A 26,871-nucleotide genomic window follows, 5' to 3' on the forward strand; every position below is an offset into this window, starting at 1 on the left:
ACGCCCCAACCAAAGCGTGCGGCGTCGTGATTCCGCGGCGCGTTACCTGTCTCGCCATCGAGCTGAGCGAGCCGCACGAGTCATGTTCATGGGAGATGATCTGAATGAACGCTTGGTTATCGTGGCGTCCTAGTGAGCAGCATGCGCAGTTCGTGCGCAGCATGCTGCGTCGCGGGACGCGTGTCAGTCACCATCTTTTCAGCGTTGTCGGCTGTCTCGCTGTCGCAGTTGCACTTGCACTGTGGCTGCTGCCAACCGTCCGCGGCACGCTTGCCGCGAAGCTGATGCCGGTCGTATCCGCGGCCGTGCAAGCTGGCCCGGCCCGTCTGCTGACCGGCCATCCGCTGCCGAACTTCGCGCCCGCCGGCGCGCAGCCGCAGCAGGAAGACAACAGCCCCGAAACGGACGCGCTTGCGGTCGGCCTCGACGTCGCACCGGAAGCCGCCGCCGCGCAGGGCGATGCGTCCGATCCGGCCCGTAACGGCCCGTCGCCCGTCGCGCTTGCGAAGCTGATCCCGACCCAGCGCGTGGCAGCCGATGCGCGTGACGACCGTGCGCTCGCATCGAATCGCGAACAGGCGCTCGTCGCGACCTACCTGTCGCGCCGTTACCGTGTCGCCCAGGAGCCGCTTGGCCAGCTCGTCAAGGCTGCGTTCCAGACCGGCCGTGACGTCGGCCTCGATCCGCTGCTGCTGCTGTCCGTGATGGCGATCGAATCGGGCTTCAACCCGTACGCGGAAAGCGGCGTCGGCGCGAAGGGCCTGATGCAGGTCATGTCGAAGGTCCATTCCGACAAGTTCGAGTATTTCGGCGGCACCGATACCGCGCTGCAGCCGCTCGCGAACCTCCAGGTCGGCGCACTCGTGCTGAAGGACTGCATCGCACGTGGCGGCTCGCTCGCGACGGGCCTGCGCATGTACAACGGCTCGACGAACCCCGAGGACAACGGCTACGGTTCGAAGGTGATGGCCGAGCGCGGTCGCCTGCGTGACGTCGCGCGTGGCCGTAGCGTGCCGGTCAATGCACCGCAGGCACCGGCGAAGCCGATCGTCACGGCCGCTGCCGTGACGGCAGCCGCAGGCGGCGCGAAGCGCGTGCATGCGACGCTCGAAACGTCGGCGAAGTCGACGGCATCGAAGGAAGCCACGTCGCAGGACGACGCGAGCGTCGATACCGCGAAGCAGGCGCACAGCGACCATTCGGAGCTGGGCGCGTAACTTACGCATCGCTCCGGCAGGCAGGAAAGGAAAAAGGCACCCGATCCGGGTGCCTTTTTGTTTTTACGGTACGCGGAATGGCCGCCGCACCGCCGCGTGTCAGTGCTGCCCGAACAGCGTCGCGAGTCGGTCGACCGCTTCCTCGAGCCGCGAGTAGGCGGTCGCATAGGACAGGCGGATATAGTCGCGTGGCGCATGGACGCCGAAGTCCATGCCGGGCACCAGCACGACGCCCGCGTCGTGCAGCATCGCCGTCGTGAGTGCGGCGCTGTCGCCGGCTGCCGGGTGGGCGACGCCGCCGCAGTGCGCATAGACATAGAACGCGCCGTCCGGCATCACGGGCACCGTGAAGCCGAGCCGCTCGAGCGCCGGTGCGATGAAGTCGCGGCGGCGCTTGAATTCGAGGCGGCGCGCTTCGTAGATATCGAGCGCGGCCGGCTCGAAGCACGCGAGCGCCGCGTGCTGCGCGAGCGCGGACGGGCAGATGAACAGGTTCTGCGCCAGCTTCTCGAACGTGCCGACCAGCGCGGGCGGCACGACCAGCCAGCCGAGCCGCCAGCCCGTCATGCTGAAATACTTGGAGAAGCTGTTCACGGTGACGACGTCGTCGCCGAACGACAGCGCCGACACGGGCGCCGCGTCGTAGCTGAGCCCCTGGTAGATCTCGTCGACGATCGTGAAGCCGCCGCGTGCGCGCACGGCTTCGACGATCCGTTTCAGTTCGTCGGGTTCGAGCGACGTGCCGGTCGGGTTCGACGGCGACGCGAGCAGCACGCCGCGCGTGCGGTCGCCCCAGCGCGTACGGACGTCATCCTCGGTGAGCTGGAAGCGCGCGTCCGGGCCGCTCGGCACGAGCACCGCACGGCCTTCGGCCGCCGCGACGAAGTGCCGGTTGCACGGATACGACGGGTCGGGCATCAGCACCTCGTCGTCACGCCCGACGAGCGCGAGGCACGCGAGCAGCAGCGCGGCAGACGCGCCGGCCGTCACGACGATCCGTTCCGGACTGATCGTGAGGCCGTACGCGCGCGCGTAGTGCGCGGCGATCGCCTCGCGCAGCGGCGCAATGCCGAGCGCGCTCGTATATTGGGTGACGCCGCGGCGCAGTGCAGCCGCGGCCGCTTCGACGACCGGCTCCGGCGCGGTGAAATCCGGCTCGCCGATGCCCATGTGGATAACATCGCGCCCGGAGGACTCGAGACGCTGTGCCTCCTTCATCAATTCCATCACGTAGAAGGGCTGGATCGCGTCGACACGTGCGGCGAGTCTGACGAGCGAATCGGTGGCGGTATTCATCGGGCGGGCAGGGCGAGGGAGGCGAGGCAAAAGAAAAAACGGGCGCATGCGCGCCCGTTCCGGACCAACGGGTTCAGCCGTTGCGGCGCGCCTGCGTTTCGGCGGGGCGCAGCTTCGCGGCGAGCTTGTCGAGCACGCCGTTCACGTACTTGTAGCCGTCGGAGCCACCGAACGTCTTCGCGAGTTCGACAGCTTCGTTGATGATCACGCGGTACGGCGTTTCGACGTGGTGCGTGAGCTCGAACGTCGCGATCAGCAGCACGGCGCGTTCGACCGGCGACAGCTGCTCGATCGGGCGGTCGAGCGACGGCGTCAGCGCTTCGACGAGCGTCGCGTGCTCGCGGATCACGCCGTGCAGGATCGCCTCGAGCAGCTCCTTGTCAGCCTTGTCGTAGCCGAGCGCGCCGCGCAGTTGCGCGTCGATCTCACCGGAGGACGCGTTCGACAGCAGCCACTGGTACAGCCCCTGCGTCGCCAGCTCGCGCGATTGTCGGCGGGCGCTCTTCTTCATGCGCGCTCCTCTTCGTCGTCTTCGTCTTCCTCTTCGTCCTCGTCGTCATCGCCGAGCTGGTCGAGTGCCATCGTCAGGTTGGCCATCTCGACGGCGACGCGTGCGGCGTCACGACCCTTTTCGGTCATGCGCGCGACGGCCTGCTCGTCGTTTTCGGTCGTCAGGACCGCGTTCGCGATCGGCAGGTTGAAGTCGAGGCCGATGCGGGTGATGCCCGCGCCGCTCTCGTTCGACACGAGTTCGAAGTGGTAGGTCTCGCCGCGGATCACTGCGCCGAGCGCGATCAGCGCGTCGAACTGGCCGCTTTCCGCGAGCTTCTGCAGCGCGAGCGGGATTTCCAGCGCGCCGGGCACCGACACGAGCAGCACGTCTTCACCGGTGACGCCGAGGCGTTCCAGTTCCTCGACGCACGCGTCGGCGAGGCCGTTGCACACGGGCTCGTTGAAGCGCGATTGCACGATGCCGATACGCAGGCCGTCGCCTTCGAGATTCGGTTGGTATTGTCCGATTTCCATGATCTTGTCCGTGGTGTGGATGAACGGTTATAGGGCGAAAGCGCCGTGGCGGGTTACGCGTTGGACGCCGGGCAGGACTTGGCTTCGCCGCCGGGCATCGGAATGAAGCCCGTGACTTCCAGGCCGTAGCCGGACATGCTGCCCAGCTTGCGCGGATTCGACAGCACCTGCATCTTGCTGACGCCGACATCGCGCAGGATCTGCGCGCCGATGCCGAACGTCTTGAAATCAACCGGCCGGCGCTTGAGCGCAGCGGCCTTTTCTTCCTCGTCGAACGCCTTGAAGACGTCGATCAGGTGTTCCTTCGTGTCGCCGCAGTTGAGCAGCACGATCACGCCGAGGTCGCGTTCCGCGATCTCGCGCATGGCGGCGTCGAGCGTCCACGAGTGCGTCGACACGCCCGTCTCGAGCAGGTCGAGCACCGACAGCGGCTCGTGCACGCGCACCGGCGTATCGACGTCCGGCGACGGCGCACCGCGCACCAGCGCGATGTGCGGCGAGCCGCTCGGCTGGTCGCGGTACAGCACCGCGCGGAACGTGCCGTGCGCGGTCTGCATCGTGCGCTCGGCGATCCGCTCGATGATCGATTCGGTGCGGCTGCGGTACTGGATCAGGTCGGCGATCGTGCCGATCTTCAGGTTGTGTTCCTGCGCGAACTCGATCAGGTCGGGCAGGCGCGCCATCGTGCCGTCGTCCTTGATGATCTCGCAGATCACCGCGGCCGGCGTGAGGCCCGCAAGCGCGGTGAAGTCGCAACCGGCCTCGGTATGGCCCGCGCGGACGAGCACGCCACCCGGCTGCGCCATGATCGGGAACACGTGGCCCGGCTGCACGATGTGCTCGGGACGCACGTCATGCGCGACCGCCGTGGCGATCGTGCGCGCACGGTCGGCGGCCGAGATGCCGGTCGTCACGCCTTCGGCCGCTTCGATGCTGACCGTGAAGGCGGTGCCGTACTGCGTGCCGTTGCGGTAGGTCATCAGCGGCAGGTGCAGCTGCTTGCAGCGTTCCTGCGTCAACGTCAGACAAACCAGGCCGCGGCCGTACTTGGCCATGAAGTTGATCGCTTCCGGCGTGACGAATTCGGCGGCGATCACGAGGTCGCCCTCGTTTTCGCGGTCTTCTTCGTCGACCAGGATCACCATCCGGCCGGCTTTCAGCTCGGCGATGATGTCGAGCGTGGAGGCGAGCGTCATAAGGGGGCGTGAAAGAGGAAAGTGCGTATTTTACGCCAGCCGGACGACGTTTCGGCTGGCATGGGCCGCGCGCGGCCGGCAAGCGCTCCGGAAAGCGCCGCGGCCGGCCTTCGCGGCAGGCCTGGCATGGCCGCCGCGCGTGGTGCGCCCGGGTGCGGACGGTAGCAGGCCGGGCTTTGCCCGGCCGCGCGTCACGTGTGCTGGTCGCGCCCGCCCAGGTAGTCGAGCTTGCCGAGCTCGACGCCGCTGTGGCGCAGGATGTCGTACGCGGTCGTCACGTGGAAGAAGAAATTGGGCAGCACGAAATTCAGCAGGTACGACTGGCCGCTGAACTCGATCGGGCCGACGCGCATCTTCAGCACGATCTGGCGCGCCTCGCTGCCGTCGATCTGCGCGGCGTCGAAGCTTTTCAGGTAGTCGATCGTCTTCTGGATGCGTGCGTGCAGTTCGTCGAAGGTCTGCTCGACGTCCGGGTAGCTCGGGATCTCGACATCGGCGAGGCGCGCGGCGCAGCCCTTGGCCGTGTCGGTCGCGATGTAGACCTGGCGGACGAGCGGCAGCATGTCCGGGTACAGGCGGGCGCCGACGAACACCGACGGATCGATCTGCTTTTCGGTCGCATGAGCCTGCGCCTTGCCGAGGATGTGCTGCAGGTTGGTCAGGCCACGGATCAGCACGGGCAGCGAAGCCTGGTACATCGAGATGGACATGGGGACGACTCCTGGTGGAAAAGAGGGCGGCTGGTACGCGACGTGCGTCGCGGCGCCGAATCCGCTGCCGTTGCATCTTAGCGCGACGGGACGGCCCGTGCGCGTCGTTGGCTGTCAGGCCAGGTGCGCGATACATCAGGGCCAGCGAGCGGATGCGAAGAGCATCATTTGATCGGCCGCGGCAGTCGGCGTTGACCGGTCGGTGGACTCTGTATGACGCAGGGTTGGATGCGAGCTACACGCATCGGCTGTGGCGTGATGGACATCGGGAAGGCCGAGCATTCGCCAGCGCAGATGAAAGAATGCATCGTGCGTCAGTTCGTCCGGTACCCATGCGTGACCGGCACGATGACCGGCAAGTGACGGAAAGGCTGCGGTGCCCGGACCATACCAGACCGAGCCGCCAGTCTGCTTTCCGAAGGGAACCGAACGAAACCCGCAGCAATCATCCTGATGGACGCCGTGCGATGCCGGCATTATCTGCTCGACATACCCTCAAAGATTATGTTGTGAGTCTCACCGGGAGCGTTTGCCTCACGTAAGGATCGGCTTAGAAGGTTGTTGGGATGCCGTCAAAACCACGGTCAAATAGTAACGTTTGCGTTCTAAACGGTTCCTTAGAAGATGTGCCTAGCAGATCCGATGTAAGGCTGGTGGGCAGGAGTATCGGTCATAAGAGTCATTTGTCTCCTTCAGCTGCTTCAAAAGACTTTGCCTGCGCCACATTTGTTGCGATGAGCAACGGAAAAGACCGTTCGTAAAAATGAACTTTGGCGTCACGGGCCTGCCCCGACAAGATCATGTCCTTACAATCACTCACTTGCTGCACGAGTGTGAAATTTTCGAGTAGGCGTTTGCATTCATCAAGGCCGGCCTTCGTTAGTGCCATTGCGTTTGGATCGTTTCGCATAACGCGCAGATATTGCGTTTGCAGCCACGTGGCGATCTCTTGTCGAGGAATCAGGAAGCTCAAAATCGGATACGGCATGGGCCGAGCCATTCCCAACTCAATGGCGCCTGATACGCCCTGCGCCACACACATCGACGCCAAAATATGCGCCCGGCGCTGCTGCTCAGGGAACGTCAGGACGTCTTCATGCCTAAAGAGCATCATGCGTGGGCTCGGGCCCGTGCCGACTGTCGCTGGGCTGCTGGCATTCGTGGCGTTGCCGGCGCTTGCAGTTGCTTGCTCTGCGCCGACGCTGTCAGGGCCGTGCGTCATTATTTGCGATTCTAATCGCGCTTTCAGTTCATCCCACGCTTCATTACTCAATATCCCGGCTCTCGAGAGAGGACTCTCCATATCTTGGAAAAAGCTGCCGAATTCCTTCCATTCAATCTGCTTTGTGCGGCCTCCGCCGCCAGCGCGTGCTTCCGTTCGAACTATTCCGGTTACGCGCTGGAGAATCTGATCTTGGGCCGATGCAGTTAGGCCAACAGCCTCGCGCATACGTAAGAACTCTTTGCCAGACACCGACCAGTTCGAAATATTTCCGACCTGTCGCAACGATGGTGATGGCCAGACGAAGGCCGTCAAGTCGCCGCCTTGGTTGCCATGTTCATACCAACTCGCAGGATTGAAGCAATCCTCGGCACTCGCAATGAAGTTCGAAAGCGTTGAATGGTAGCTCACGACTAGCTCTTTTTTTGCACGGGTTAGTGCTACGTAGAGCTTACATAATTCTCGATATGATTCGTGTTCGGGTAAATTTGGGTGAGGAATCACACCGTCACGACAATTCAATACGATCATCAGGTCGAATTCGAAACCTTTAGTCTGCTCCAAATCGGAAACAAAGAGCGACTGTGCTGACACGTCGGTTGTACCACAGAGCGCGGATAGCCCGAGACTCGTCGCCATTTGTTCAATGGCTGGCTGGGAGTAGCCACAGACGGCTATGCATATCTTGTGGCTCGGCATGCCCTGGAGATTGTCGCGCGCGTAGGCAAGTGCGAATGACAATTCCTCACTTATGGACCTGGCTCGTAAGAGAAGCGGCTTGGCGGATGAGAAGTTGGCGAACTCGGGCTGTAGGATTTCGAGGTCGACTGTGCCGGTGGGAATTTTCCCGAACGATCGAGTCAAGACCTCATACGCAGCGGTGAGAATCTGACGGCTATTCCTATAATTTTGATTCAAGCGGATCCAGCGTTGTGAGGGAAGATCAACACCGGCGTCCTTCATATGCAAATACTTCGTATGTACGGTCTGTGCGGCGTCTCCGCAGAGGAATAGGTCGTTTTCTCCTTCACGTGTCAACCGGCGAACAATGCGAAGCTCTAGCGTTCCTAGATCCTGCACCTCATCTACTAAGACGTGATCAAATTCTGGTTGCAGCGCTTCCAGATGCGGCGACAATGCGGTAACGATGCCTCCGTCATCAATCGCCCCTACAGCGGCCATCTTCTTTTCCCAACCAGCTAGGCCGCGCAGGACAGCCTCGCGATAGCGTCCTTCCAAACCAATTACCCGTCCAACCCGATCCATTCCGAGATACGCATCGCGCTCTCCTGGCCCGAATGCGCTCCGTGCATAGTCCAGCTCCTGTCGGAGGTAGTCTTGGGGCAAGACGCCACGAGCAAGAAGCGTGCGAACAACATCAAACATAACATCCGCGTCTTGGTTATTGGCTTGGCAGTGAAAGTATTCTTCCCAAATATCGTCAATATGTTCTGCTGCGGCGAATTCATTGCGTTGCACAATTCGTTTGCCATAGTAGTCCCGCTTGCCAGGGTCTAGTGTTATCAATTTTTCTCGGCACAGCGCAAAGACAGACTTCACGCGTAAGTTTTTTGGTCGTGCGGGACCACACTCAGCATCAATGAGTTCGTCGATCAGTCTCGCAAGTGCCTCATTCAGCGTGAGCACGAGCACTTGCTTCTCCGGGGCGACTCTGGCTAGACGTAACGCGCGATGGATCACCACACATGTCTTGCCCGAACCGGACACGCCTGCTAGCCGGGTAGGTCCAGGAAAGTCGCGATCGACGAACTCACGCTGTCTAGGATGCAGATAGAGCATCCATTGCTTGAAATCAGCGGTCTTGACGAAATGCTCGAACAAGATTGGATCGATATCTTGTACGCGTACTGTTGCGTCCCCGGATACAATTTTTTCAGTTTCTGCGTTGGTGAGCGTCTCGACTTTTCTCGCTTCATTATCCATCAGATCGATGCGCGACTTAGCTCGTACAAGATCTCCGGATCGTAATGCTAGTAGGACGTCCAAAACGGCATCAGCCTGATTTTGGTGTTCGATCTTGCTAGCGATTTCGAGGATGAAATCTTCTGAAGTATCCGATTCAACATGGTGAATGTGAGTCAACACTTCTTCGTTCAATCCGACCAGAAGGCGGGTTCTGTAGCGCCCGGGCAACTGATCAATGACTGGACCGCTGCTCATCCAATCGATCTCGGAATGAACTAGACCCTTTCTTCCCTCTTGGCGATCCGAAACGTACACTGGTGCAACGCTAAAACCGCCATCCTGTTCTCGGGCAATAAAATCCAGTCCTTTGTTGGTATCGAGCCAGTTGTCGACTGTCTCGTGATCGCCGGCAAATAGAAAAATGCACAGGTTGTTGCTGTATGCCGTTACAAGTCGAGCGTATCCGGTGAGGTCAAATTTCCGGCAATGCATGATCCTTGATTCGCCGCGAGTTGTCAGCGTGAGACCGTCGAAAACGGAAGCGAAAGTCGATTCTCCGATCCGTGCTTTACCCCAAGCCTGAAACACGCGTTCTCCGGCCTTCTGATACTGCCCCCCCTTCTGATACAGCTTCTTGAGCGATGCGGTGAAATCCGCCCCCTGTATGAATTCAATCTTGTTCTGTGTCATTTCTGGTCTGATCCCCGTTGTGGCAATCGCCTCAAATAGCAGCATAAATGCGATCGTTTCGCTGCCATTTTGCCATCGTCGTAACGGTACAGAAAAGACAAATGTATGCAGCCCGCCATCTTCGCGGCTCCCATCAGGGCAGCGCGTGCGTAGCGCATCGATCAACCTCTGACAGCGGAGGGCTAGTGAAGGCCGTCGGAGGTCGGTCTGGCCGCACGGAACTGTAGCCTGCGCCGGATATGTAGGGCCTTGGGCGCATTAGGCTCGCTCGAAATGGAAGTGTATGCAGTCCCCGACAAGGCATGGGAGCATACGAGCGAAAACCCGTGTAACGAGGCCACTGGTCCACCGGAAGGTGCCAGTGAAGCATTGACAACCTCCGTTCCGTAATGAGCTCGCGGCAAGCCTGCGTCAACCTGTCGGCAGTTGGGCTGTATCGGGCGCGTGGCGGGAGGGGCGGATACGCGAGCCTTCTCGGCGCTACAATCTTGGTGAAACGATCACGCGCCTCACGACGAAGCGTCGTTGACGCAGCGAATTGGACGAATGCTCTGCGGGCGTTAAAACGTTCGCCGGCGGTTCGTAACCTGATCGCGTCGACCGGCGCTATCGGCGTGCTGTATCCTTACAACTACGACAAATGTCCCGCAACCCACATGGGTCCGCAAATGAATACGCGATTGTACTTCTCACAGAGATTCGAGCGGAAGGCAGACTTGCTCGATAACTCAGTCCAACCTCGGCTACGGAATCGACTCTCCGCTATCGAGGCTGCCCCGATTGACGTGTTGATTACCCAATCTCATAAGCTAGAGCAGCCACGCTTTCATCGAGAGAATGACGATCGCGGCCAATTGTGGGTTACCAGATTGTTTGACGACTATCGGATGATTTTTCGCCGAACCGAGAGAGATGCAATCGAATTGGTTGATATCGCGGCTCACGCTGATCTGCGAAAATTCGCGGGGGGAGTCAGGTGAAAGGCTTCAAACAGTTTAGCTTTGATAAAACGCTCCTCCGGACCGAGTGTGACATTTTGAAGAATACCCTCAAGAAGGGTCAAAATCTGTCGCTGGACGAGGACGCTCATCTTTCTCCGATTTTTAAAAAATCCCCGAACCTTGTATCGATTATTGCCTCGGCATTCGGCGGTGTTGCGGATCCCAACCTAATTGCATCGGAATATTGGATTCTTGATAAACTTCGATGCGACTTCGCTGTTGCAAATTTCCGCCACAAGAAATTTTGCTTCATAGAGATTGAGGACGCCAAGCAGAACAGTATTTTTGTTGAGCGCAAGCCGGACCAGTTCAATGGGCTCATGGGAAAGTCTCCATACTTCGACTGGGCACAGCGATTCGAGCATGGAACGAGTCAGATGGTCGATTGGATTCGGATTTTGAAAGATGAAGAGAAGACTGACAACTTCCGAGCGCATTTTGGTTCATCGAACGACTTCGAGGCAGAATTCGTTTTAGTGATCGGTCGCGACGAGTTCCTCGATGACAATCAGAGACAACGTCTTGCTTGGAGATCGAAGAACGTCTTAACCGCCGGGCATAAAGTGAAAAGTATTACGTACGACGAGGTAGTGTCCGAGGCTGAGTGGGAGCTCGATACTTACGGCCCCGCGGCAGATGCCGATGCATCCATTGCCGACGCGTCGGTTGCAGTAGCTTTGGATGGACCACTGAAGGATGGTGGGTCGGCGTGACGAGTTTTAGTTTTAGTGAGTTGGTGGCACAGTTGAATCACTAAAATACTAACTATTTCGATGTCATATGGCTGTCCTTAGCCGCGCTCATCATTCGTTCGACATACCGCGCGATCATGTCGACTTTGAGATTGACCTTGTCGCCGGCTTTCACGTGCCGCAGCGTCGTGACCTCGACCGTATGCGGAATCAGGTTGATCGAGAACTCGCAGCCGTCCGCGCGATCGTCGATCGTGTTGACGGTCAGGCTCACGCCGTTGACCGTGATCGACCCCTTGTACGCGAGATAGCGGCCGAGTTCGCGCGGCGCGACGATGCGCAGTTCGTGCGATTCGCCGACGGGCTCGAACCGCGACACCGTGCCGAGTCCGTCCACATGACCCGACACGATGTGCCCGCCGAGGCGGTCGTGCGCGCGCAATGCCTTCTCGAGGTTCACGTCGCCGGGTGTTGCGAGGCCGACTGTGCGGTTCAGGCTTTCGCGCGACACGTCGACGTCGAACGCGGCGTCGGATTTTTCGATCACCGTCATGCATGCGCCCTGGATCGCGATGCTGTCGCCGAGCGCCACATCGGCGAGGTCGAGCCCGCCGGCCAGCACGGTGAGGCGCACACCCGCATCGGCCGACGCGCCGAGCGGCTGGATCGATTCGATACGGCCGACGGCCGCGACAATGCCGCTAAACATCGTGACGCTCCCGTTCAGTGAGCGGCGTCGGGCGGCGCGAAGCGCGCGAGGATTCGCAGATCGTCGCCGACCCGCTCGAACCCGTGGAACGACAACCGCGTACGTGCGTCGAGGTTCGCCGGAGCCGCGAGGTCGAACATGCCGGCCGCATCGGCGCCCAGCAGGCTCGGCGCGAGGTAGACGAGCAATTCGTCGACGCACTGCTCGCGCAGCAGCGAGCCGTTCAGCTTGTGGCCCGCCTCGACGTGCAGCTCGTTGACGCCGCGCGCGCCGAGCGCTGCCAGCATCGCGGGCAGGTCGACCTTGCCTTGCGCATTCGCGATCGGCACGATTTCCGCGCCACGGGCCTTCAGCACGTTCGCACGTAATTCACTGGCGGCGTCGAGCCGGCCGCAGAAGATCAGCAGCGGCGCGCCTTCGAGCAGCCGCGCATCGAGCGGCAGGTCGAGGCGGCTGTCCACCAGGATGCGCTGCGGCTGGCGCGGCGTGTCGATGCCGCGCACGGTCAGCAGCGGATTGTCTTCGCGCACGGTGCCGATGCCGGTGAGGATCGCGCAGGCGCGCGCACGCCACGCATGCCCGTCGAGGCGCGCGGCCTCGCCGGTGATCCACTGGCTTTCGCCGGACGGCAGCGCGGTGCGGCCGTCGAGCGACGCGGCGGTCTTCATCCGCACCCACGGGCGGCCGCGCGTCATCCGCGACACGAAGCCGATGTTCAGCTCACCGGCTTCATGCGCGAGCAGCCCGCAGCGCACGTCGATGCCCGCGTCGCGCAGCATCCCGAGACCGCGCCCCGATACCTGCGGGTTCGGGTCTTCCATCGCGGCGACGACCTTCGCGACGCGTGCTTCGATCAGCGCGTTCGCGCACGGCGGCGTGCGGCCGAAATGGCTGCACGGCTCGAGCGTCACGTAGACGGTCGAACCGGCAACGTCGTAGCCGCGGGCACGCGCGTCCTTCAGCGCCTGCACTTCAGCGTGATCCTGGCCGGCCGGCTGCGTGAAGCCTTCGCCGATCACCTCGCCGTCCTTGACGATCACGCAGCCGACACGCGGGTTCGGCGCCGTCGTATACATGCCGCGCGCGGCGAGCGTCAGCGCGCGCTGCATGTGGGCGAAATCGATATCCGAGAACATGCGCGCGGACCCGGGTCAGGCAGCGAGTGCCGCGAATGCGCGGCGCGCGGCCGCGAGCGTCGCGTCGATCACCGCGTCGTCGTGCGTGCTCGACACGAAGCCGGCCTCGTACGCGGACGGCGCGAAGTACACGCCTTCGTCGAGCATCAGGTGGAAGAAGCGGTTGAAGCGCTCGGTATCGCTCTTCGTCACTTCGGCGAAGCTGGTCGGCACGCGTTCGGTGAAGTAGAGGCCGAACATCGCGCCGATCGAGTCGGCCACGAACGGCACGCCGGCCGCACGCGCTTCGGCCGCGAGGCCGTCGGCGAGCCGCTTCGTCTGCGCGGTGAGCGCGTCGTAGAAGCCAGGTGCCTGGATCAACTGCAGCGTCTTCAAGCCCGCGGCGACCGCGATCGGGTTGCCCGACAGCGTGCCGGCCTGGTAGACGCCGCCGAGCGGCGCGAGGTGGGCCATGATGTCGCGGCGGCCGCCGAACGCGGCAGCCGGCATCCCGCCGCCGATCACCTTGCCGAGGCAGGTGAGGTCGGCCGTGATCCCGTAATGTTGCTGTGCGCCGCCGAGCGCGACGCGGAACCCGCACATCACTTCGTCGAAGATCAGCACGGCGCCGTGCTTCGTGCACAGCGCGCGCAGCGCGTTCAGGAATTCCGGCGTGCCGCGCACGAGGTTCATGTTGCCCGCGACCGGCTCGACGATCACGGCGGCGATCTCGTCGCCGAACGCGCCGAACGCTTCTTCGAGCGCGGCGACGTTGTTGTATTCGAGGACGGTCGTGTGTTTAGCGATGTCGGCGGGCACGCCGGCCGACGTCGGGTTGCCGAACGTCAGCAGGCCCGAGCCGGCCTTCACGAGCAGGCTGTCCGCGTGGCCGTGGTAGCAGCCCTCGAACTTGACGATGCGGCTGCGGCCGGTGAAGCCGCGCGCGAGACGCAGCGCGCTCATCGTGGCCTCGGTGCCGCTCGACACCATCCGCACCTGCTCGATCGACGGCACGAGCTTGCAGATTTCCTCGGCGATCTCGATCTCGGCTTCGGTCGGCGCGCCGAACGAGAAACCATCGGCGAGCACGTTCTGCACGGCCGACAGCACTTCCGGATGGACGTGGCCGACGATCATCGGGCCCCACGAGCCGATGTAGTCGATGTACTGCTTGCCGTCGGCATCCCAGAAATACGGGCCTTGCGCGCGCGCGACGAAGCGCGGCGTGCCGCCGACCGAACGGAATGCGCGCACCGGCGAGTTGACGCCGCCGGGAATGGTCTTCTGGGCGCGTTCGAAGAGGATCTGATTGTTGGACATGGACGAAACCTGCGAGAGAGGGGCGCGGGGGCCTGTGCACGGGCCGCGGCGCCTGGGCGGAACGATCGTCCGATTGTACCGGAGACGCGCGCGGCGAGCCCGCGGCGCGGTCTGCGGCGTATCGGCGCGCGAGGGATCATCACGCGAGCCTGGAAGGAAGAGCGAGCGATTCGGCCCCGTTATCGATCCGGCAAGGGCGGCGGCTTGCGCTTGCCGGTCAGCTCGGCCCAGCGCTTCTCGAGCGGGCCTTCGACCATCGGCTTGATCACCGTGCCGGAGCTCTGCGCATCCCAGGTCTGCACCGAGTACGGATGGACGCGCAACGCGTCGCGCGCGATCACCACGTCCTGGTGCGCATCGACCAGCCAGTCGTATACGAAGTCGATGCACAGCCGGTAGCCGCGCTTCGTCGACGGATCGGGCACCTCGTACGGCGCGCGCGTCACGTAGCCGGAGCCGAACACGCCCTTGGGTTCCTTCGCGACGCGATGCAGGAACACGCGGTCGCCCGGCAGGATGCCGCGCGCGAAGCCGCAGCCCCACACGTCATGCACGGCCTCGCCGGCCTTCACGCGCGCGGCGACGTCGGGCAGTTCGGGCCACGGCCATTTCTTGGGGCTCCAGATCAACAGGAAAGCGGTCATCGGTTCGGTCGGGCGTCGTATTGGTCAGACAAGAGGGGCGAGGAGCTGCAAGCTTAATCGAATCCCCGCGCGCGATCCCGCGTGGCCGGCGCCACGCCGGTGCTTTTCGGCCCGTCGTGCACTCGCGCCGCCAGCACGAAAAAAAGTTGCGCGTACAATCATGGGCCTGGGCGCACCGTTCGCGGCGCGGCCTCCCGTCTTCACCGCCACGCGCGCCCCGATGCGCACGGGCTCCATTCCGGATACCCATGTCTCACGTCATCCGACGCCGGCCCGATGCCCGGCTGATCCTGTTGCTCGGCGCGCTCGCCGCCTGCGGGCCGATCGCTACCGACATGTACCTGCCGAGCCTGCCGTCGATCGCCGACGGCTTCTCCGTCAGCCCCGGCGCCGCGCAGCGCACGCTGACGAGCTTCATGGCCGGCTTCTCGGTCGGCATGCTGCTGTACGGCCCGCTGTCCGACACGTGGGGCCGACGCCCCGTGCTGCTCGGCGGCATCGCGCTGTTCACGCTCGCGAGCATCGGCTGCTTCGTGTCGACTTCGATCGACATGCTGATCATCGTGCGCTTCCTGCAGGCACTTGGCGCCGGCGCGGCGTCGGTGCTGTCGCGAGCGATCGCGCGCGACGCGCACGAGCCGACCGACGCCGCGAAGGTGCTGTCGATGGTCGCGATCGTCACCGCGGTGGGGCCGTTGCTTGCGCCGCTGATCGGCGGGCAGATCCTGCGCTTCTCCGGTTGGCGCGGCGTGTTCGTCGTGCTGGCCGTGTTCGGCGCGGTGTGCGCGGCGACCGCGTACCTGCGCGTGCCCGAAACCTGGCCGAAGGAGCGGCGCAAGAGCGCGGCCGTGCTCGCGTCGTTCGCGTCGTACGGGCGCATCCTGTCCGACCCCGTTGCCTGGGGCCACATGCTGTGCGGCGGGATGGCATTTGCGTCGATGTTCTCGTACATCACCGCCACGCCATTCGTGTACATCGAGTATTTCCACGTGTCGCCGCAACACTACGGGCTGCTGTTCGGCCTGAACGTCGTCGGCATCATGATCGGCAACTTCGCGAACACGCGGCTCGTCGGCCGCATCGGTTCGCTGCGCATCATCGCGGCCGCGTCGCTCGTGAGCTGCATCGCGTCGCTCGCGGTCGCGCTCGTCGCGCTGACGGGGTGGGGCGGGCTGTGGTCGATCGTCGTGTGCCTGTTCTTCGTGGTCGGCGTGGTCGGGATCCTGTCCGCGAACTGCACGACCGACCTCATGCATCGCTATCCGCACAACGCGGGCGCGTCGGCGGCCGTGTTCGGCGCGATGCAGCTGGCGCTCGGCGCGCTCGCGAGCGTCGCGATCGGCGCACTCGCGGACGGCACGCCGTTCGCGATGGGCGTGACGATCGGCATCTCGGGCGTGCTGTGTTTCGCCGGCCGCTACCTCGTGCTGCGCTGGCACGGGCGGCCCGTCAAGGCGGGCGCCTGAACCGCGGCCTGACGGCAAAATGAAAAACGCCACCGCGCGCGCTGCGCCGGTGGCGTTTTTGTTTCGAACGCGGGAAGCGGCTGCCGCCGCACCGCGTCAATCCCGCGCGACGTCCTTCGCCGCCGGCGATGCACCGTGGCTCAGCCAGTCGAGCACGTCGGCCGTTTCGTCGTCGCTCGCACGGGCCTTCGCCTGCGCGACGGCCTCGGGCAGTTCGCCGTTCGTCGATGCACGACGGATCGCGACGCCCACCGCGAGGATGTCGATCATCAGCAGATGCAGGATCCGCGAGATCATCGACAGCTGCGACTCGCGCATCTCGATGTGGTCGGTTTCGAGCGCGACGGTCGCGCGCTTTGCGAGCGGCGTGTTGCTCGACGTGATCGCGATCACCTTCGCGCCGGCCTGCATCGCGACGTCGAGCACGCGCAGCAGCTCGGGCGCGCGCCCCGACTTCGACACCGCGACGATCACGTCGCCCTTGCCGAGCAGCGCGGCCGATGCGGCCTGCATGTACAGGTCGCCGTACGCGATCGTCGGGATCCCGAAGCGGAAGAACTTGTAATGCGCGTCCTGCGCGACGATGTTCGAGTTGCCGAGCCCGTAGAACTCGATGCGCCGCGCGCCGTTCAGGATCTCGATCGCGTTCTCGACGTGCTCGAAATTCAGGTGCTCGCGCAACTGCAGGATCGCGGACACCGTGTTGTCGAGCACCTTCGCGCCGAAGTCGGTGGCCGTGTCGCCGAGATGCACCTGGCTGTGGCTCATCGGGATCGTGCCGGTGAGGCCGGTGGCGAGCTTCAGCTTGAAGTCCGACAGCCCCTGGCAGCCGAGCGAGCGGCAGAAGCGGATCACGGTCGGCTGGCTCACGTCGGCCTTGCGTGCGATGTCGACGATCGGATCGTTGATGATCGAGCGCGGGTGGTTCAGTGCGAGATCGGCGACGCGGCGCTCGGCCGGCGTCAGTGCGTCGCGCATCTGGCGGATCCGCTCGAACACGGCCGACGACGCACCGCCCGAGCGGTTCGACAGCTGCTCCGCGAGGATCGCCGATACGCCGAGGAACGCCGGGTATTCGGCGGTGATCAGGTAGGTCGGGATGTTCTCGAGGTAGTGCGTGAAGCGGCCCTTTGCCTCGAAGCGCGCGCGGAACGACGAGCGCGTGAACAGTTCGCCGAGCTTCAGCGCGACACCGCCGCCGATGTACACGCCGCCGAGCGCGCCGAGCGTCAGCGCGACGCTGCCCGCGAACGCGCCGAGAATTCCGCAGAAGCATTCAACCGTCTCGAGCGCGAGTGCGTCGCCCGCATGCGCGCGTTCGACGATCTCGACCGTGTCGACGGTCGCGGCCACGCGCTTCTTGTCGCGCGCGGCGAGCGCGCGATAGATGATCTCCATGCCGGGGCCCGCGCACACGCGTTCGAACGACACGTGCGGAAACTTCTTGCGCGCGTACTGCAGCACCAGGTCCTCGCGCTCGTCCTGCGGTGCGAACGATGCGTGGCCGCCTTCGCTGCCGAGCGCGATCCAGCGGTCGTCGGCCGGAATCAGCCCCGACACGCCGAGCCCGGTGCCGGGCCCGAGCAGCCCGATCACGCTGTTCTGGCGGCGCGCGCCGCCGCCGATCTGCACGCGCTGCGCGTCGGTCAGGCCCGGCAGCGCCATCGCGAGCGCGGTGAAATCGTTGACGACGAGCAGCGTGTCGAAGCCGAGCGCGCGGCGCGTCGCCTCGATCGAGAAGCTCCAGTCGTGGTTGGTCATCGTGACCTGGTCGCCGTCGACCGGATTGGCGATCGCGATCGCCGCGTGGTTCACGCGGGTGATCTTCACGTCCTTCAGGTATTTGCGGATCGCGTCGGTGAGCGTCGGATAGTCGGCGCCGGGATACACGCGGATCTGCGTGATGTCGCCCGGGCCGGTTTCCAGCGCGAAGCGCGCGTTGGTGCCGCCGACGTCCGCGAGCAGGCGCGGGCCGTCGGCATGCTGGCCTGCGACGGCCGCCTTACTTTGCGCACCAGTAGACATCGAGCTGGGTCCCCTTGTCGTTGGCCAGTTGGGAAATCGCGTTCTTCTGCAACGATGCGGCTGCGGCGTCGAGCACCGCGCGCTTCGCGTTGCCCGCGATCAGCAGGAACAGCCGGTCAATGCGCTTGAGCGCATCGAGCGAGAAGCTCACGCGCGCATGCGGCGCGACGCCGGGATGGACGGCGACGAAACGCTCGGGCGTCGCGATCGCGTGATCCCATTCGGGCGCATCGGCGAAGATCGACGCGGTATGGCCGTCCTCGCCCATGCCGAGCACGGCGACGGTCGGCACGCGGTAGTCGGCGTTCGCGTTCAGCGCGGCGACGTGCGCGTCGAGCGCGGCGCGCGTATCGACGAGCGGCAGGAAGCGGGCAGGGGCGGCTGCATGCTGCAGCAGCGTGTCGCGCACGAGGTGCGCGTTGCTGGCTGCATCGTCCTCCGGCACCCAGCGGTCGTCGACCAGCGTCACGTCGACGCCGGCCCAGTCGAGCGCCGTGTGCGACAGCGTTTGCAGGAACGGGCGCGGGCTCGTGCCGCCCGACACCGCGAGCGTCGGGCGCGCGGGGCCGGCGAGCGCGGCGCGCAGCGCATCGCCGACGGCGCGCGCGAGCGCTTCGCTTTGCGCTTCCTGGGTGTCGAAAGCGTGAATCTCGATCACATCTCCTCCGGACTGCTTTGTCTGTTCAAATCGTACGAATCGCGGGGCACGTTGCCGCGTACGGTGGCGTGCGCGGCAACGGTTTGCATCAGTTCTCTTCTTCGAGCCAGCAGGTGTCGTGCTGCGCGAGCATCGCGCTCGCCGCGGCCGGCCCCCACGTGCCCGCCGCGTACGGCTTCGGCGGCTTCAGCGAGCGTGCCCATTCGTTCAGGATAGGCTCGACCCAGCGCCATGCGGCTTCTTGTTCGTCGCGGCGCACGAAGAGGGCGAGACGGCCGTTGATCACGTCGAGCAGCAGGCGCTGGTACGCCTCCATCTGCCCTTCCTTGAAGAACTGGTCGAACGCGAGGTCGAGGTGCACGCTCGCGAGGTTCATCCCTTCGCCGGGCTGCTTCGCGAGGCAGTACAGGCGGATCGTCTCGTTCGGCTGCAGCCGGATCACGAGGCGGTTCGAGCCGGGACGCAGCGCGGTGGGCCCGAGCGCCGAATGCGGCACCGGGCGGAAATTGACGACGATCTCCGCGACGCGATCGGCGAGCCGCTTGCCGGTGCGCAGGAAGAACGGCACGCCGGCCCAGCGCCAGTTCTCGATCTCGACCTTCAGCGCGACGAAGGTTTCGGTCTGGCTGTCGGGCTTCACGCCCGGCTCGGTTGCGTACGCCGGCACCTGCGCGCCCTTGATCACGCCCGCATGATACTGGCCGCGCACGGCAACCTTGCCGATGTCGCGCGGATCGACCGGTTTCAGCGCGCGCAGCACGCGCAGCTTCTCGTCGCGCACCGAATCCGAATCCATCGAATGCGGCGGCTCCATTGCGACGATCGACAGCAGCTGCAGCAGGTGGTTCTGCACCATGTCGCGCAGCGCGCCCGTATTGTCATAGAAATCGCCGCGCGCCTCGACGCCGAGCTCCTCGGCGATCGTGATCTGGATGCTCTCGACCCATTCGCGGCGCCACAGCGGCTCGAACAGCGCATTGCCGAAGCGCAGCGCGAGCAGGTTCTGCACGGGTTCCTTGCCGAGATAGTGGTCGATCCGGTAGATCTGGCCTTCCGCGAAGATCTCGCCGACCGCGTCGTTGATCGCGTTCGACGACTTCAGGTCGTAGCCGAGCGGCTTCTCGAGCACGATGCGCGAGCCTTCGTTCAGGCCGACCGACGCGAGCGCCTTGCAGATCGGCACGAACAGCGACGGGCCCGTCGCCAGATAGAACACGCGGATGCCGGGCAGCGAGGCCACCGCGTCGCGCAGCACGCCGTAGTCTTCCGCGCGGCCGAGATCGAGGTGCACGTACTCGATGCGATCGAGGAAGGATTTCCACGCAGCTTCGTCGAACGCCTTGCCGGCGGCCTTGGCCGCGTGCGGCTTCACGTGGGTGTCGACCCATTCCAGATAGGACGCCCGATCCGATTCATGACGCGCCACGGCAACGATCCGGCCGCTCTCCGCCAGCATGTTCGCACGGTGCGCCTCGAACAGCGCGGGCAGGATCTTGCGCATCGACAGATCGCCGGTGCCGCCGAAAAGTACGAAGGTAAAGCTGGAATCGGTATGCATGTGTCTCCGCCGGGTTGGGGTGCTGGGAAGCGATCCGTAGTGCGATAAAAATATTTTTGACACTGAATTGTAGTTTAACTACAATCCGCCGCAAGGGGTAGCACCTGGGTGAAGAAAAAAAGAAGTGCGGTCGATGAACTGCGCGAGCTTCGCCTTCGGGAACGCCTTGTGCCGAATGTTATCGGACATTGACGGCGCGCATCGTCAGCGCGACGTCGGCCCCGGGCTCGCGCCGCATCATTGCGGCGGGCCAGAAACACAAAGAGGAGACACGCCGTTGAATCTCGATTCACGCTTTCTGTAAGAGCCCGGCCGGTCATCGGCCCCGTACGCTGCATGCGTCCCGCGGCTCGATTTCCCCGTCGTTATCAAGAAGCCGGTTCCCCGTCAGGGAACCTCACGAGTTGATTCAGTCTGGAGGAGATAAGTAATGAAAGTTCGCTCGATCATGGGTGCGCTCTGCGCGGCAGGTCTGATGGCTGGCGCCGTGGCGGCGCAGGCAGCCGAGAATGTAACGGTGCTGCACTGGTGGACCTCGGGCGGCGAGTCGAAGGCCGTCGGCGTGCTGAAGGACGACCTGCAGAAGCAGGGCTACGTGTGGAAGGACTTCGCGGTCGCGGGCGGCGCCGGCGCCGCGGCAATGACCGCGCTGAAGACCAAGGTGATCAGCGGCGACTCACCGTCGGCCGCGCAGATCAAGGGCCCGCTGATCCAGGACTGGGCCGACCAGGGCGTGCTCGTCAACATCGACTCCGCTGCCGGCGACTGGAAGCAGAACCTGCCGCCGGAAATCGACAAGATCATCAAGTACAAGGGCCACACCGTCGCGGCGCCGTTCTCGGTGCACCGCGTGAACTGGCTGTACATCAACAAGGCCGCGCTCGACAAGGTCGGCGCGAAGGTGCCGACCACCTGGCCTGAATTCTTCGCGGTGGCCGACAAGCTGAAGGCCGCGGGCATCCAGCCGGTCGCGATGGGCGGCCAGCCGTGGCAGGACCTGACGCTGTGGGAAGACGTCGTGCTGTCGCAGGGCCCGGCGTTCTACAAGAAGGCGCTGGTCGACCTCGACCAGGCGACGCTGACCTCGCCGCAGATGCTGTCCGTGTTCGACACGGTGCGCAAGATCCAGGGCTACTTCGATGCCGGCCGTAACGGCCGCGACTGGAACCTCGCGACCGCGATGGTGATCAACGGCAAGGCCGGCATGCAGTTCATGGGCGACTGGGCGAAGGGCGAGTTCGAGAACGCCGGCAAGAAGTCGGGCAAGGACTACATCTGCGCACCGGTGCCGGGCACGGCGAATGCTTACACGTTCAACGTCGACTCGTTCGTGTTCTTCCAGCAGAAGGGCGAGAAGGCGGCGACGCCGGGCCAGCTCGCGCTCGCGAAGACGATCATGACGCCGGACTTCCAGGAACAGTTCAGCCTGCTGAAGGGTTCGGTGCCGGTCCGTCTCGGCGTGAAGATGGACAAGTTCGACGACTGCGCGAAGAAGTCGTATGCCGACGAGCAGACCGCGATCAAGTCGGGCGGCTTCGTTCCGTCGCTCGCGCACGGGATGGCGCAGAGCGATGCGACCGCCGGTGCGATCACGGACGTCGTGACGAAGTTCATGAACTCGCAGCAGGATTCGAAGAGCGCGGTTGCCGCGCTCGCGAAGGCCGCGAAGGTCAAGTAACGCGCGACAGGCGCCCGGCCGGAAACGCTTCATCGGCCGGGCGTTTTTGCATGTGCAGCAAACGGGCTCGCCCGCGGGCTCGTGCCGTACCTGGCGCCGGCCCGGCCTGCGTCGCCCTCGTTCCAGGAGTCGAATCAAGTGGCTGCCCCTCTTAGCGGAAACGGATCCGGCGCTGCCGCCGCACGGCGTACGTCGCCGATGTCGGCCTTCGCCGATCGCTGGATTCCGAAGCTCGTGCTTGCGCCGAGCGTCGCGATCGCCGTGGTGTTCATCTACGGCTTCATCCTGATTACCGGCTATCTGTCGCTGACCAATTCGCGGCTGTTGCCGAACTACGAATTCGACGGCTTCGGCCGTTACACGGACCTGTTCCAGAACGACGTGTGGTGGACTTCCGCCGCGAACCTCGGCTGGTTCGGGATTCCGTTCATCGCGATCTGCGTCGCGCTCGGGCTGTTCCTCGCGATCCTGCTCGACCAGCGGATTCGCAACGAAGGCGCGCTGCGCGCGGTCTTCCTGTACCCGATGGCGCTGTCGTTCATCGTCACCGGCACCGCGTGGCAGTGGATCCTGAACCCGGGCCTCGGCCTCGAGAAGGTGATGCACGACTGGGGCTGGACGAGCTTCTCGTTCGACTGGCTCGGCGATCCGGACAAGGCGATCTTCTGCGTGGTGATCGCGGCCGTGTGGCAGTCGACCGGCTTCGTGATGGCGCTGTTCCTCGCAGGGCTGCGCGGTGTCGATGCGGAGATCTTCAAGGCCGCGCAGGTGGACGGCGCGACGCTGCCGACCATCTACCGCAAGATCGTGATCCCGAGCATGCGCCCGGTGTTCTTCTCGGTGCTGCTGATCCTCTGCCACATCACGATCAAGACCTTCGACCTGGTCGTCGCGCTGACGGCGGGCGGCCCGGGCACGTCGTCGTCGCTGCCGGCCATGTTCATGTACACGTTTTCGTTCAACCGCGGCCAGCTCGGGCTCGGCGCGGCGTCCTCGGTGATGATGCTCGCGACCGTGGTCGCAGTGCTGGTGCCGCTGATGTATATGGAATCGAGGAGCACCCGCAATGCAGCCTAAGATGACGATCAGCCGGGCAGTGATCTATGCGGCATTGATCCTGTTCGCGCTGTATTTCCTGTTCCCGATCTACGTGATGCTGTCGACGTCGTTCAAGGATCTCGACCAGTTGCGCACCGGCAACCTGCTGACGCCGCCCACCACGTGGACCGTCGACCCGTGGGTGAAGGCCTGGAGCGGCGCGTGCACCGGCGTGCGCTGCGACGGCATGAAGCCGTTCTTCCTGAACTCGCTCGAGATGGTGATCCCGGCCGTGCTGATCTCGTCGCTGATCGGCGCGTTCAACGGCTACGTGCTCACGCACTGGCGCTTTCGCGGCGCCGACGCGCTGTTCACGATGATGCTGGTCGGCTGCTTCATCCCGTTCCAGGTGATCCTGCTGCCGATGGCGCGCCTGCAGGGGATGCTCGGCCTCGCCAACACGATTCCGGGCCTCGTGTTCGTGCACGTCGTGTACGGCATCGCGTTCACGACGATGTTCTTCCGCAACTTCTACGTGAGCGTGCCGGCCGAGCTCGTGAAGGCCGCGCGCATCGACGGCGCGGGCTTCTTCACGATCTTCACGAAGATCCTGCTGCCGGTGTCGCTGCCGATCTTCATGGTGTGCCTGATCTGGCAGTTCACGCAGATCTGGAACGACTTCCTGTTCGGGATCGTGTTCTCCGGCGTCGATTCGATGCCGATCACGGTTGCGCTGAACAACCTCGTCAACACGTCGACGGGCGTGAAGGAATACAACGTCGACATGGCCGGCGCGATCATCGCCGCGCTGCCGACGCTGCTCGTCTACATCGTCGCCGGCCGCTACTTCGTGCGCGGGCTGACGGCGGGCGCGGTGAAGGGGTAAGCGCGGCTTCATCCGATACGACGAACCGGCCGCGCCTCGCGCGCGGCGCATCGAAACGAACCCGACGCGGCGCCGGAGTGCGCCGCGCGAGACGAGACAGAGGATTCACAGCATGGCAAGCCTTTCCATCCGTGACGTGTACAAGACCTACCCGAACGGGGTGCCGGTCCTGAAGGGTGTCGACATCGAGATCGAGGACGGACAGTTCCTGATCCTGGTCGGCGGGTCGGGCTGCGGGAAGTCGACGCTGCTCAACATGATCGCCGGGCTCGAGACCGTGACGAGCGGCGAGATCTGCATCGACGGCAAGGTCGTCAACGACCTGTCGCCGAAGGATCGCGACATCGCGATGGTATTCCAGTCGTACGCGCTGTATCCGTCGATGACGGTGCGCGAGAACATCTCGTTCGGCCTGAACATCCGCAAGGTGCCGAAGAGCGAGCAGCAGCAGATCGTCGACCGCGTGTCGCAGATGCTGCAGATCCAGCACCTGCTCGACCGCAAGCCGGGCCAGCTGTCGGGCGGCCAGCGCCAGCGCGTCGCGATGGGCCGTGCGCTCGCTCGCGATCCGTCGCTGTTCCTGTTCGACGAGCCGCTGTCGAACCTCGACGCGAAGCTGCGCATCGAGATGCGCGCGGAAATCAAGCTGCTGCACCAGCGTCTCGGCACGACGATCGTCTACGTGACGCACGACCAGATCGAGGCGATGACGCTCGGCGACCGGATCGCTGTGATGAAGGACGGCGTGGTGCAGCAATTCGGCGCGCCGCAGGACATCTACGATTCGCCGTCGAACCTGTTCGTCGCGGGCTTCATCGGCGCGCCGCCGATGAACTTCATCAACGGCAAGCTGGTCGAGCAGGGCAGCGGGATCGCGCTCGAGATCGACACGGGCCTCGCGCGCAGCGCGCTGAACCTGCCGTTCGACGCGGCGAAGTTGAAGGCGCACGTCGGCCGCGAGGTGATTCTCGGCCTGCGTCCGGAGCGCATCACCGACGCGCGCAACGCGCACAACGGCGAGGCGTCGAACCTGCAGCCGATCGACGTGCGCGTCGACGTGACCGAGCCGACCGGGCCGGATACGCACGTGTTCGCGCAGGTGAACGGCAAGCGGATCGTGAGCCGTGTGCATCCGGCCGCGAACCCGCAGCCGGGGCAGACCCAGTCGCTGCTGTTCGACGTGTCGAAGGCGGTGCTGTTCGATCCGGCGTCGGAAGAGCGGATCGCGTGATGTCGCGCGGGCGCTGAACGAAGCAAAAAGGGGCCGTCTTCGGACGGCCCCTTTGTTTTTGCGCTCCGACTGTCGCTGCTTTGGCAGTCAGTGCGGCAGCCGCACGTCGAACTTGAACGTCGCGAGCCGCGCGACGAGGATGAAGCCGGTCGCGAGCAGCACGCTGTACACCGAGTCGAACTGCAGCCACACGAGCAGCAGGTAGAACCAGCAGCCGACGAACGCGCAGGTCGCGTAAGGCCGCGAATCGCGCAGGATCAGCGGGATATCGTTGCACAGCACGTCGCGGATGATCCCGCCGACCACGCCCGTGATCACGCCCATCATCACCGCGATGAAGCGCGGCATCTCGGCATCGAGCGCGATCGCCGTGCCCGAGATGCTGAAGATCCCCAGCCCGATCGCATCGGCGACGAGCAGCAACCGCTCGGCCGACAGTCGCGACAGCATTCGCAGCACGAACGGCGCGAACAGCGCGAGCACGAAGATCGCGATCACGTAGTCGTCGTGCACGACCCAGTAGAACGGCCGGCGTTCGAGCAGGATGTCGCGCAGCGTGCCGCCGCCGAACGCGGTGGCGAGCGCGACGACGAACGTGCCGACCGAGTCGAGGCGGTTCTTGCGCGCCTCGATGAAGCCCGAGATCGCAAAGGCCAGCGTGGCGATCGCCTCCAGTATCGCGATCGCGAGCGTCAGCCTAGGATGCGGCACGCGGCCCCCGGTCGCCGGGCGCCGCGAACGGTTGCAGCAGCACCAGAACCGCGCCCGCGCCGCCGTCGTTGCCGCGTGCCTCGCAGAACGCGATAACTTCTTCCTTCTGCACGAGCCACGCGCGGACCTTGCCTTTCAGCACCGGTTCCTTGCCGATCGAGCCGAGCCCCTTGCCGTGGATCACGCGCAGGCAGCGCAGCCCTTTCTTGCCGGCTTCGCGGATGAATTCTGCGAGCGCGTCGCGCGCTTCGTCGCGCCGCATCCCGTGCAGGTCGATCTGCGCCTGCACGATCCACGCGCCGCTGCGCAGCTTGCGCACGACGTCGCGGCTGACGCCGGGGCGGTGGTAGTACAGCGAGTCGTCGCTGTCGAGCAGCGTTTCAGGATCGAATTCGTCGGACAGCGTCGCGTTCAGCACGGCTTCCTCGTCGCGCTGCGTCTGCTTCGGCACCGGGTCGGGCGGCGTGCGGCCGGCCGCTGCGCGCGGTGGCGCCTTGAGCGGCTGGATGGTGCCGACCTCGTTGCGGAACACGTTCGCGTCGGCTTCCGCCTTGCGCTCGGCCTTGGCCGTTTCGATGCGCTCGCGGTCGCGGCGATCGGCTTCGCCTTGCAGCGACTTGCGCAGCGCGCCGAGGCCCGCGAGCCCCTGGCCGCGCAACGCGGCGGGATCGGGCGCGGGCGCCGGCGCGACGGGCGCGGGGTTTGCGGGACGGGCGGCGATCTGCCGCTTCGCGGGATCGCTCGGATGGGGCTGGTTCTTCGCCATGATTCGGTACGCAGGGCAGGCGCGTTCGGGCGCGCGGGCAAAAAAAAGCCGCTGCACGGCGGCAGCGGCTTGTCCGGCCAGACCCGCATC

General features: G+C 64.4%; 22 protein-coding genes. 7 read left to right on the top strand and 15 right to left on the bottom strand.

Annotated elements, in window-relative coordinates:
• Positions 1-104: 104 nt before the first annotated feature.
• Positions 105-1,217: a lytic transglycosylase domain-containing protein gene (locus tag BCEP18194_RS10340; protein ID WP_011351232.1), complete on the top strand. Its 1,113-nt coding sequence runs from the start codon at positions 105-107 to the stop codon at positions 1,215-1,217.
• A 99-nt stretch (positions 1,218-1,316) separates the two neighbouring features.
• On the opposite strand, the gene BCEP18194_RS10345 is transcribed toward BCEP18194_RS10340, so the two are convergent.
• The 6 genes from BCEP18194_RS10345 to BCEP18194_RS39480 all read right to left on the bottom strand — a co-directional run bounded on the left by BCEP18194_RS10345 (position 1,317) and on the right by BCEP18194_RS39480 (position 9,448).
• Positions 1,317-2,513, bottom strand: coding sequence for a pyridoxal phosphate-dependent aminotransferase (locus BCEP18194_RS10345; RefSeq protein WP_039371039.1), 1,197 nt, complete (start codon positions 2,511-2,513; stop codon positions 1,317-1,319).
• A gap of 73 nt (positions 2,514-2,586) precedes the next feature.
• Complete coding sequence (gene nusB, locus BCEP18194_RS10350) at positions 2,587-3,024, bottom strand: transcription antitermination factor NusB (protein ID WP_011351234.1); 438 nt, start codon at positions 3,022-3,024, stop codon at positions 2,587-2,589.
• Entirely contained in the window at positions 3,021-3,539 is a 519-nt protein-coding gene (ribH, locus tag BCEP18194_RS10355) for a 6,7-dimethyl-8-ribityllumazine synthase (RefSeq protein ID WP_011351235.1), read from the bottom strand. The genes nusB and ribH overlap by 4 nt, the downstream gene beginning before the upstream one ends.
• A 53-nt stretch (positions 3,540-3,592) precedes the next feature.
• Positions 3,593-4,735, bottom strand: a complete 1,143-nt coding sequence (ribBA, locus tag BCEP18194_RS10360) for a bifunctional 3,4-dihydroxy-2-butanone-4-phosphate synthase/GTP cyclohydrolase II (RefSeq protein ID WP_011351236.1) — start codon at positions 4,733-4,735, stop codon at positions 3,593-3,595.
• A gap of 191 nt (positions 4,736-4,926) precedes the next feature.
• Positions 4,927-5,445 (bottom strand): DUF1993 domain-containing protein, encoded by a 519-nt coding sequence (locus BCEP18194_RS10365; protein ID WP_011351237.1) that lies wholly within the window; start codon positions 5,443-5,445, stop codon positions 4,927-4,929.
• 679 nt (positions 5,446-6,124) lie between these two features.
• A complete protein-coding gene (locus tag BCEP18194_RS39480) occupies positions 6,125-9,448 on the bottom strand; it encodes a 3'-5' exonuclease (protein ID WP_011351239.1) in 3,324 nt (1,107 codons plus the stop codon).
• 811 nt (positions 9,449-10,259) lie between these two features.
• On the opposite strand from BCEP18194_RS39480, the gene BCEP18194_RS38700 reads away from it, so the two are divergent.
• The gene (locus BCEP18194_RS38700) at positions 10,260-10,997 is read left to right on the top strand and encodes a Shedu anti-phage system protein SduA domain-containing protein (RefSeq protein ID WP_011351240.1); all 738 of its coding nucleotides are present in this window, start codon (positions 10,260-10,262) and stop codon (positions 10,995-10,997) included.
• A gap of 52 nt (positions 10,998-11,049) precedes the next feature.
• Here the strand turns inward: BCEP18194_RS38700 and BCEP18194_RS10395 are convergent, their stop codons facing one another.
• From BCEP18194_RS10395 to BCEP18194_RS10410, 4 genes are all read right to left on the bottom strand, one after another.
• Positions 11,050-11,685, bottom strand: coding sequence for a riboflavin synthase (locus tag BCEP18194_RS10395; RefSeq protein WP_011351241.1), 636 nt, complete (start codon positions 11,683-11,685; stop codon positions 11,050-11,052).
• A 14-nt stretch (positions 11,686-11,699) separates the two neighbouring features.
• The gene (gene ribD, locus BCEP18194_RS10400; RefSeq protein ID WP_011351242.1) at positions 11,700-12,821 is read right to left on the bottom strand and encodes a bifunctional diaminohydroxyphosphoribosylaminopyrimidine deaminase/5-amino-6-(5-phosphoribosylamino)uracil reductase RibD; all 1,122 of its coding nucleotides are present in this window, start codon (positions 12,819-12,821) and stop codon (positions 11,700-11,702) included.
• Positions 12,822-12,836: 15 nt separating this feature from the next.
• Positions 12,837-14,120 (bottom strand): glutamate-1-semialdehyde 2,1-aminomutase, encoded by a 1,284-nt coding sequence (gene hemL / locus BCEP18194_RS10405; RefSeq protein ID WP_011351243.1) that lies wholly within the window; start codon positions 14,118-14,120, stop codon positions 12,837-12,839.
• A 179-nt stretch (positions 14,121-14,299) separates the two neighbouring features.
• Positions 14,300-14,764, bottom strand: a complete 465-nt coding sequence (locus BCEP18194_RS10410; RefSeq protein ID WP_011351244.1) for a hypothetical protein — start codon at positions 14,762-14,764, stop codon at positions 14,300-14,302.
• A gap of 248 nt (positions 14,765-15,012) precedes the next feature.
• Here BCEP18194_RS10410 and BCEP18194_RS10415 point away from each other — a divergent pair, with 248 nt between their 5' ends.
• On the top strand, positions 15,013-16,230 hold the full coding sequence (locus tag BCEP18194_RS10415; protein WP_011351245.1) for a Bcr/CflA family multidrug efflux MFS transporter: 1,218 nt from the start codon (positions 15,013-15,015) through the stop codon (positions 16,228-16,230).
• Positions 16,231-16,326: 96 nt separating this feature from the next.
• Here BCEP18194_RS10415 and BCEP18194_RS10420 read toward each other — a convergent pair whose 3' ends face one another.
• The 3 genes from BCEP18194_RS10420 to zwf all read right to left on the bottom strand — a co-directional run bounded on the left by BCEP18194_RS10420 (position 16,327) and on the right by zwf (position 20,471).
• The gene (locus tag BCEP18194_RS10420; RefSeq protein ID WP_011351246.1) at positions 16,327-18,255 is read right to left on the bottom strand and encodes a bifunctional transcriptional regulator/glucokinase; all 1,929 of its coding nucleotides are present in this window, start codon (positions 18,253-18,255) and stop codon (positions 16,327-16,329) included.
• The gene (pgl, locus tag BCEP18194_RS10425; RefSeq protein ID WP_011351247.1) at positions 18,233-18,913 is read right to left on the bottom strand and encodes a 6-phosphogluconolactonase; all 681 of its coding nucleotides are present in this window, start codon (positions 18,911-18,913) and stop codon (positions 18,233-18,235) included. The genes BCEP18194_RS10420 and pgl overlap by 23 nt, the downstream gene beginning before the upstream one ends.
• 88 nt (positions 18,914-19,001) lie before the next feature.
• Positions 19,002-20,471, bottom strand: coding sequence for a glucose-6-phosphate dehydrogenase (gene zwf / locus BCEP18194_RS10430; RefSeq protein WP_011351248.1), 1,470 nt, complete (start codon positions 20,469-20,471; stop codon positions 19,002-19,004).
• Between the two features lie 430 nt (positions 20,472-20,901).
• Between zwf and BCEP18194_RS10435 the strand changes: the two genes are divergently transcribed.
• The 4 genes from BCEP18194_RS10435 (at position 20,902) to BCEP18194_RS10450 (ending at position 25,304) form a co-directional block, all read left to right on the top strand.
• On the top strand, positions 20,902-22,149 hold the full coding sequence (locus BCEP18194_RS10435) for an ABC transporter substrate-binding protein (protein ID WP_011351249.1): 1,248 nt from the start codon (positions 20,902-20,904) through the stop codon (positions 22,147-22,149).
• A 138-nt stretch (positions 22,150-22,287) separates the two neighbouring features.
• Positions 22,288-23,226 (top strand): carbohydrate ABC transporter permease, encoded by a 939-nt coding sequence (locus tag BCEP18194_RS10440; protein ID WP_011351250.1) that lies wholly within the window; start codon positions 22,288-22,290, stop codon positions 23,224-23,226.
• Positions 23,216-24,073: a carbohydrate ABC transporter permease gene (locus tag BCEP18194_RS10445; protein ID WP_011351251.1), complete on the top strand. Its 858-nt coding sequence runs from the start codon at positions 23,216-23,218 to the stop codon at positions 24,071-24,073. The genes BCEP18194_RS10440 and BCEP18194_RS10445 overlap by 11 nt, the downstream gene beginning before the upstream one ends.
• Before the next feature lie 112 nt (positions 24,074-24,185).
• Positions 24,186-25,304: an ABC transporter ATP-binding protein gene (locus BCEP18194_RS10450; protein WP_011351252.1), complete on the top strand. Its 1,119-nt coding sequence runs from the start codon at positions 24,186-24,188 to the stop codon at positions 25,302-25,304.
• Between the two features lie 87 nt (positions 25,305-25,391).
• Here BCEP18194_RS10450 and BCEP18194_RS10455 read toward each other — a convergent pair whose 3' ends face one another.
• Positions 25,392-26,015: a trimeric intracellular cation channel family protein gene (locus BCEP18194_RS10455; RefSeq protein ID WP_011351253.1), complete on the bottom strand. Its 624-nt coding sequence runs from the start codon at positions 26,013-26,015 to the stop codon at positions 25,392-25,394.
• Positions 26,002-26,781, bottom strand: coding sequence for a Smr/MutS family protein (locus tag BCEP18194_RS10460; RefSeq protein ID WP_041492768.1), 780 nt, complete (start codon positions 26,779-26,781; stop codon positions 26,002-26,004). Before BCEP18194_RS10460 ends, BCEP18194_RS10455 begins: the two co-directional genes overlap by 14 nt.
• Positions 26,782-26,871: the final 90 nt, after the last annotated feature.

The sequence above is a fragment of the Burkholderia lata genome (assembly GCF_000012945.1).
Classification (GTDB): Bacteria; Pseudomonadota; Gammaproteobacteria; order Burkholderiales; family Burkholderiaceae; genus Burkholderia; species Burkholderia lata.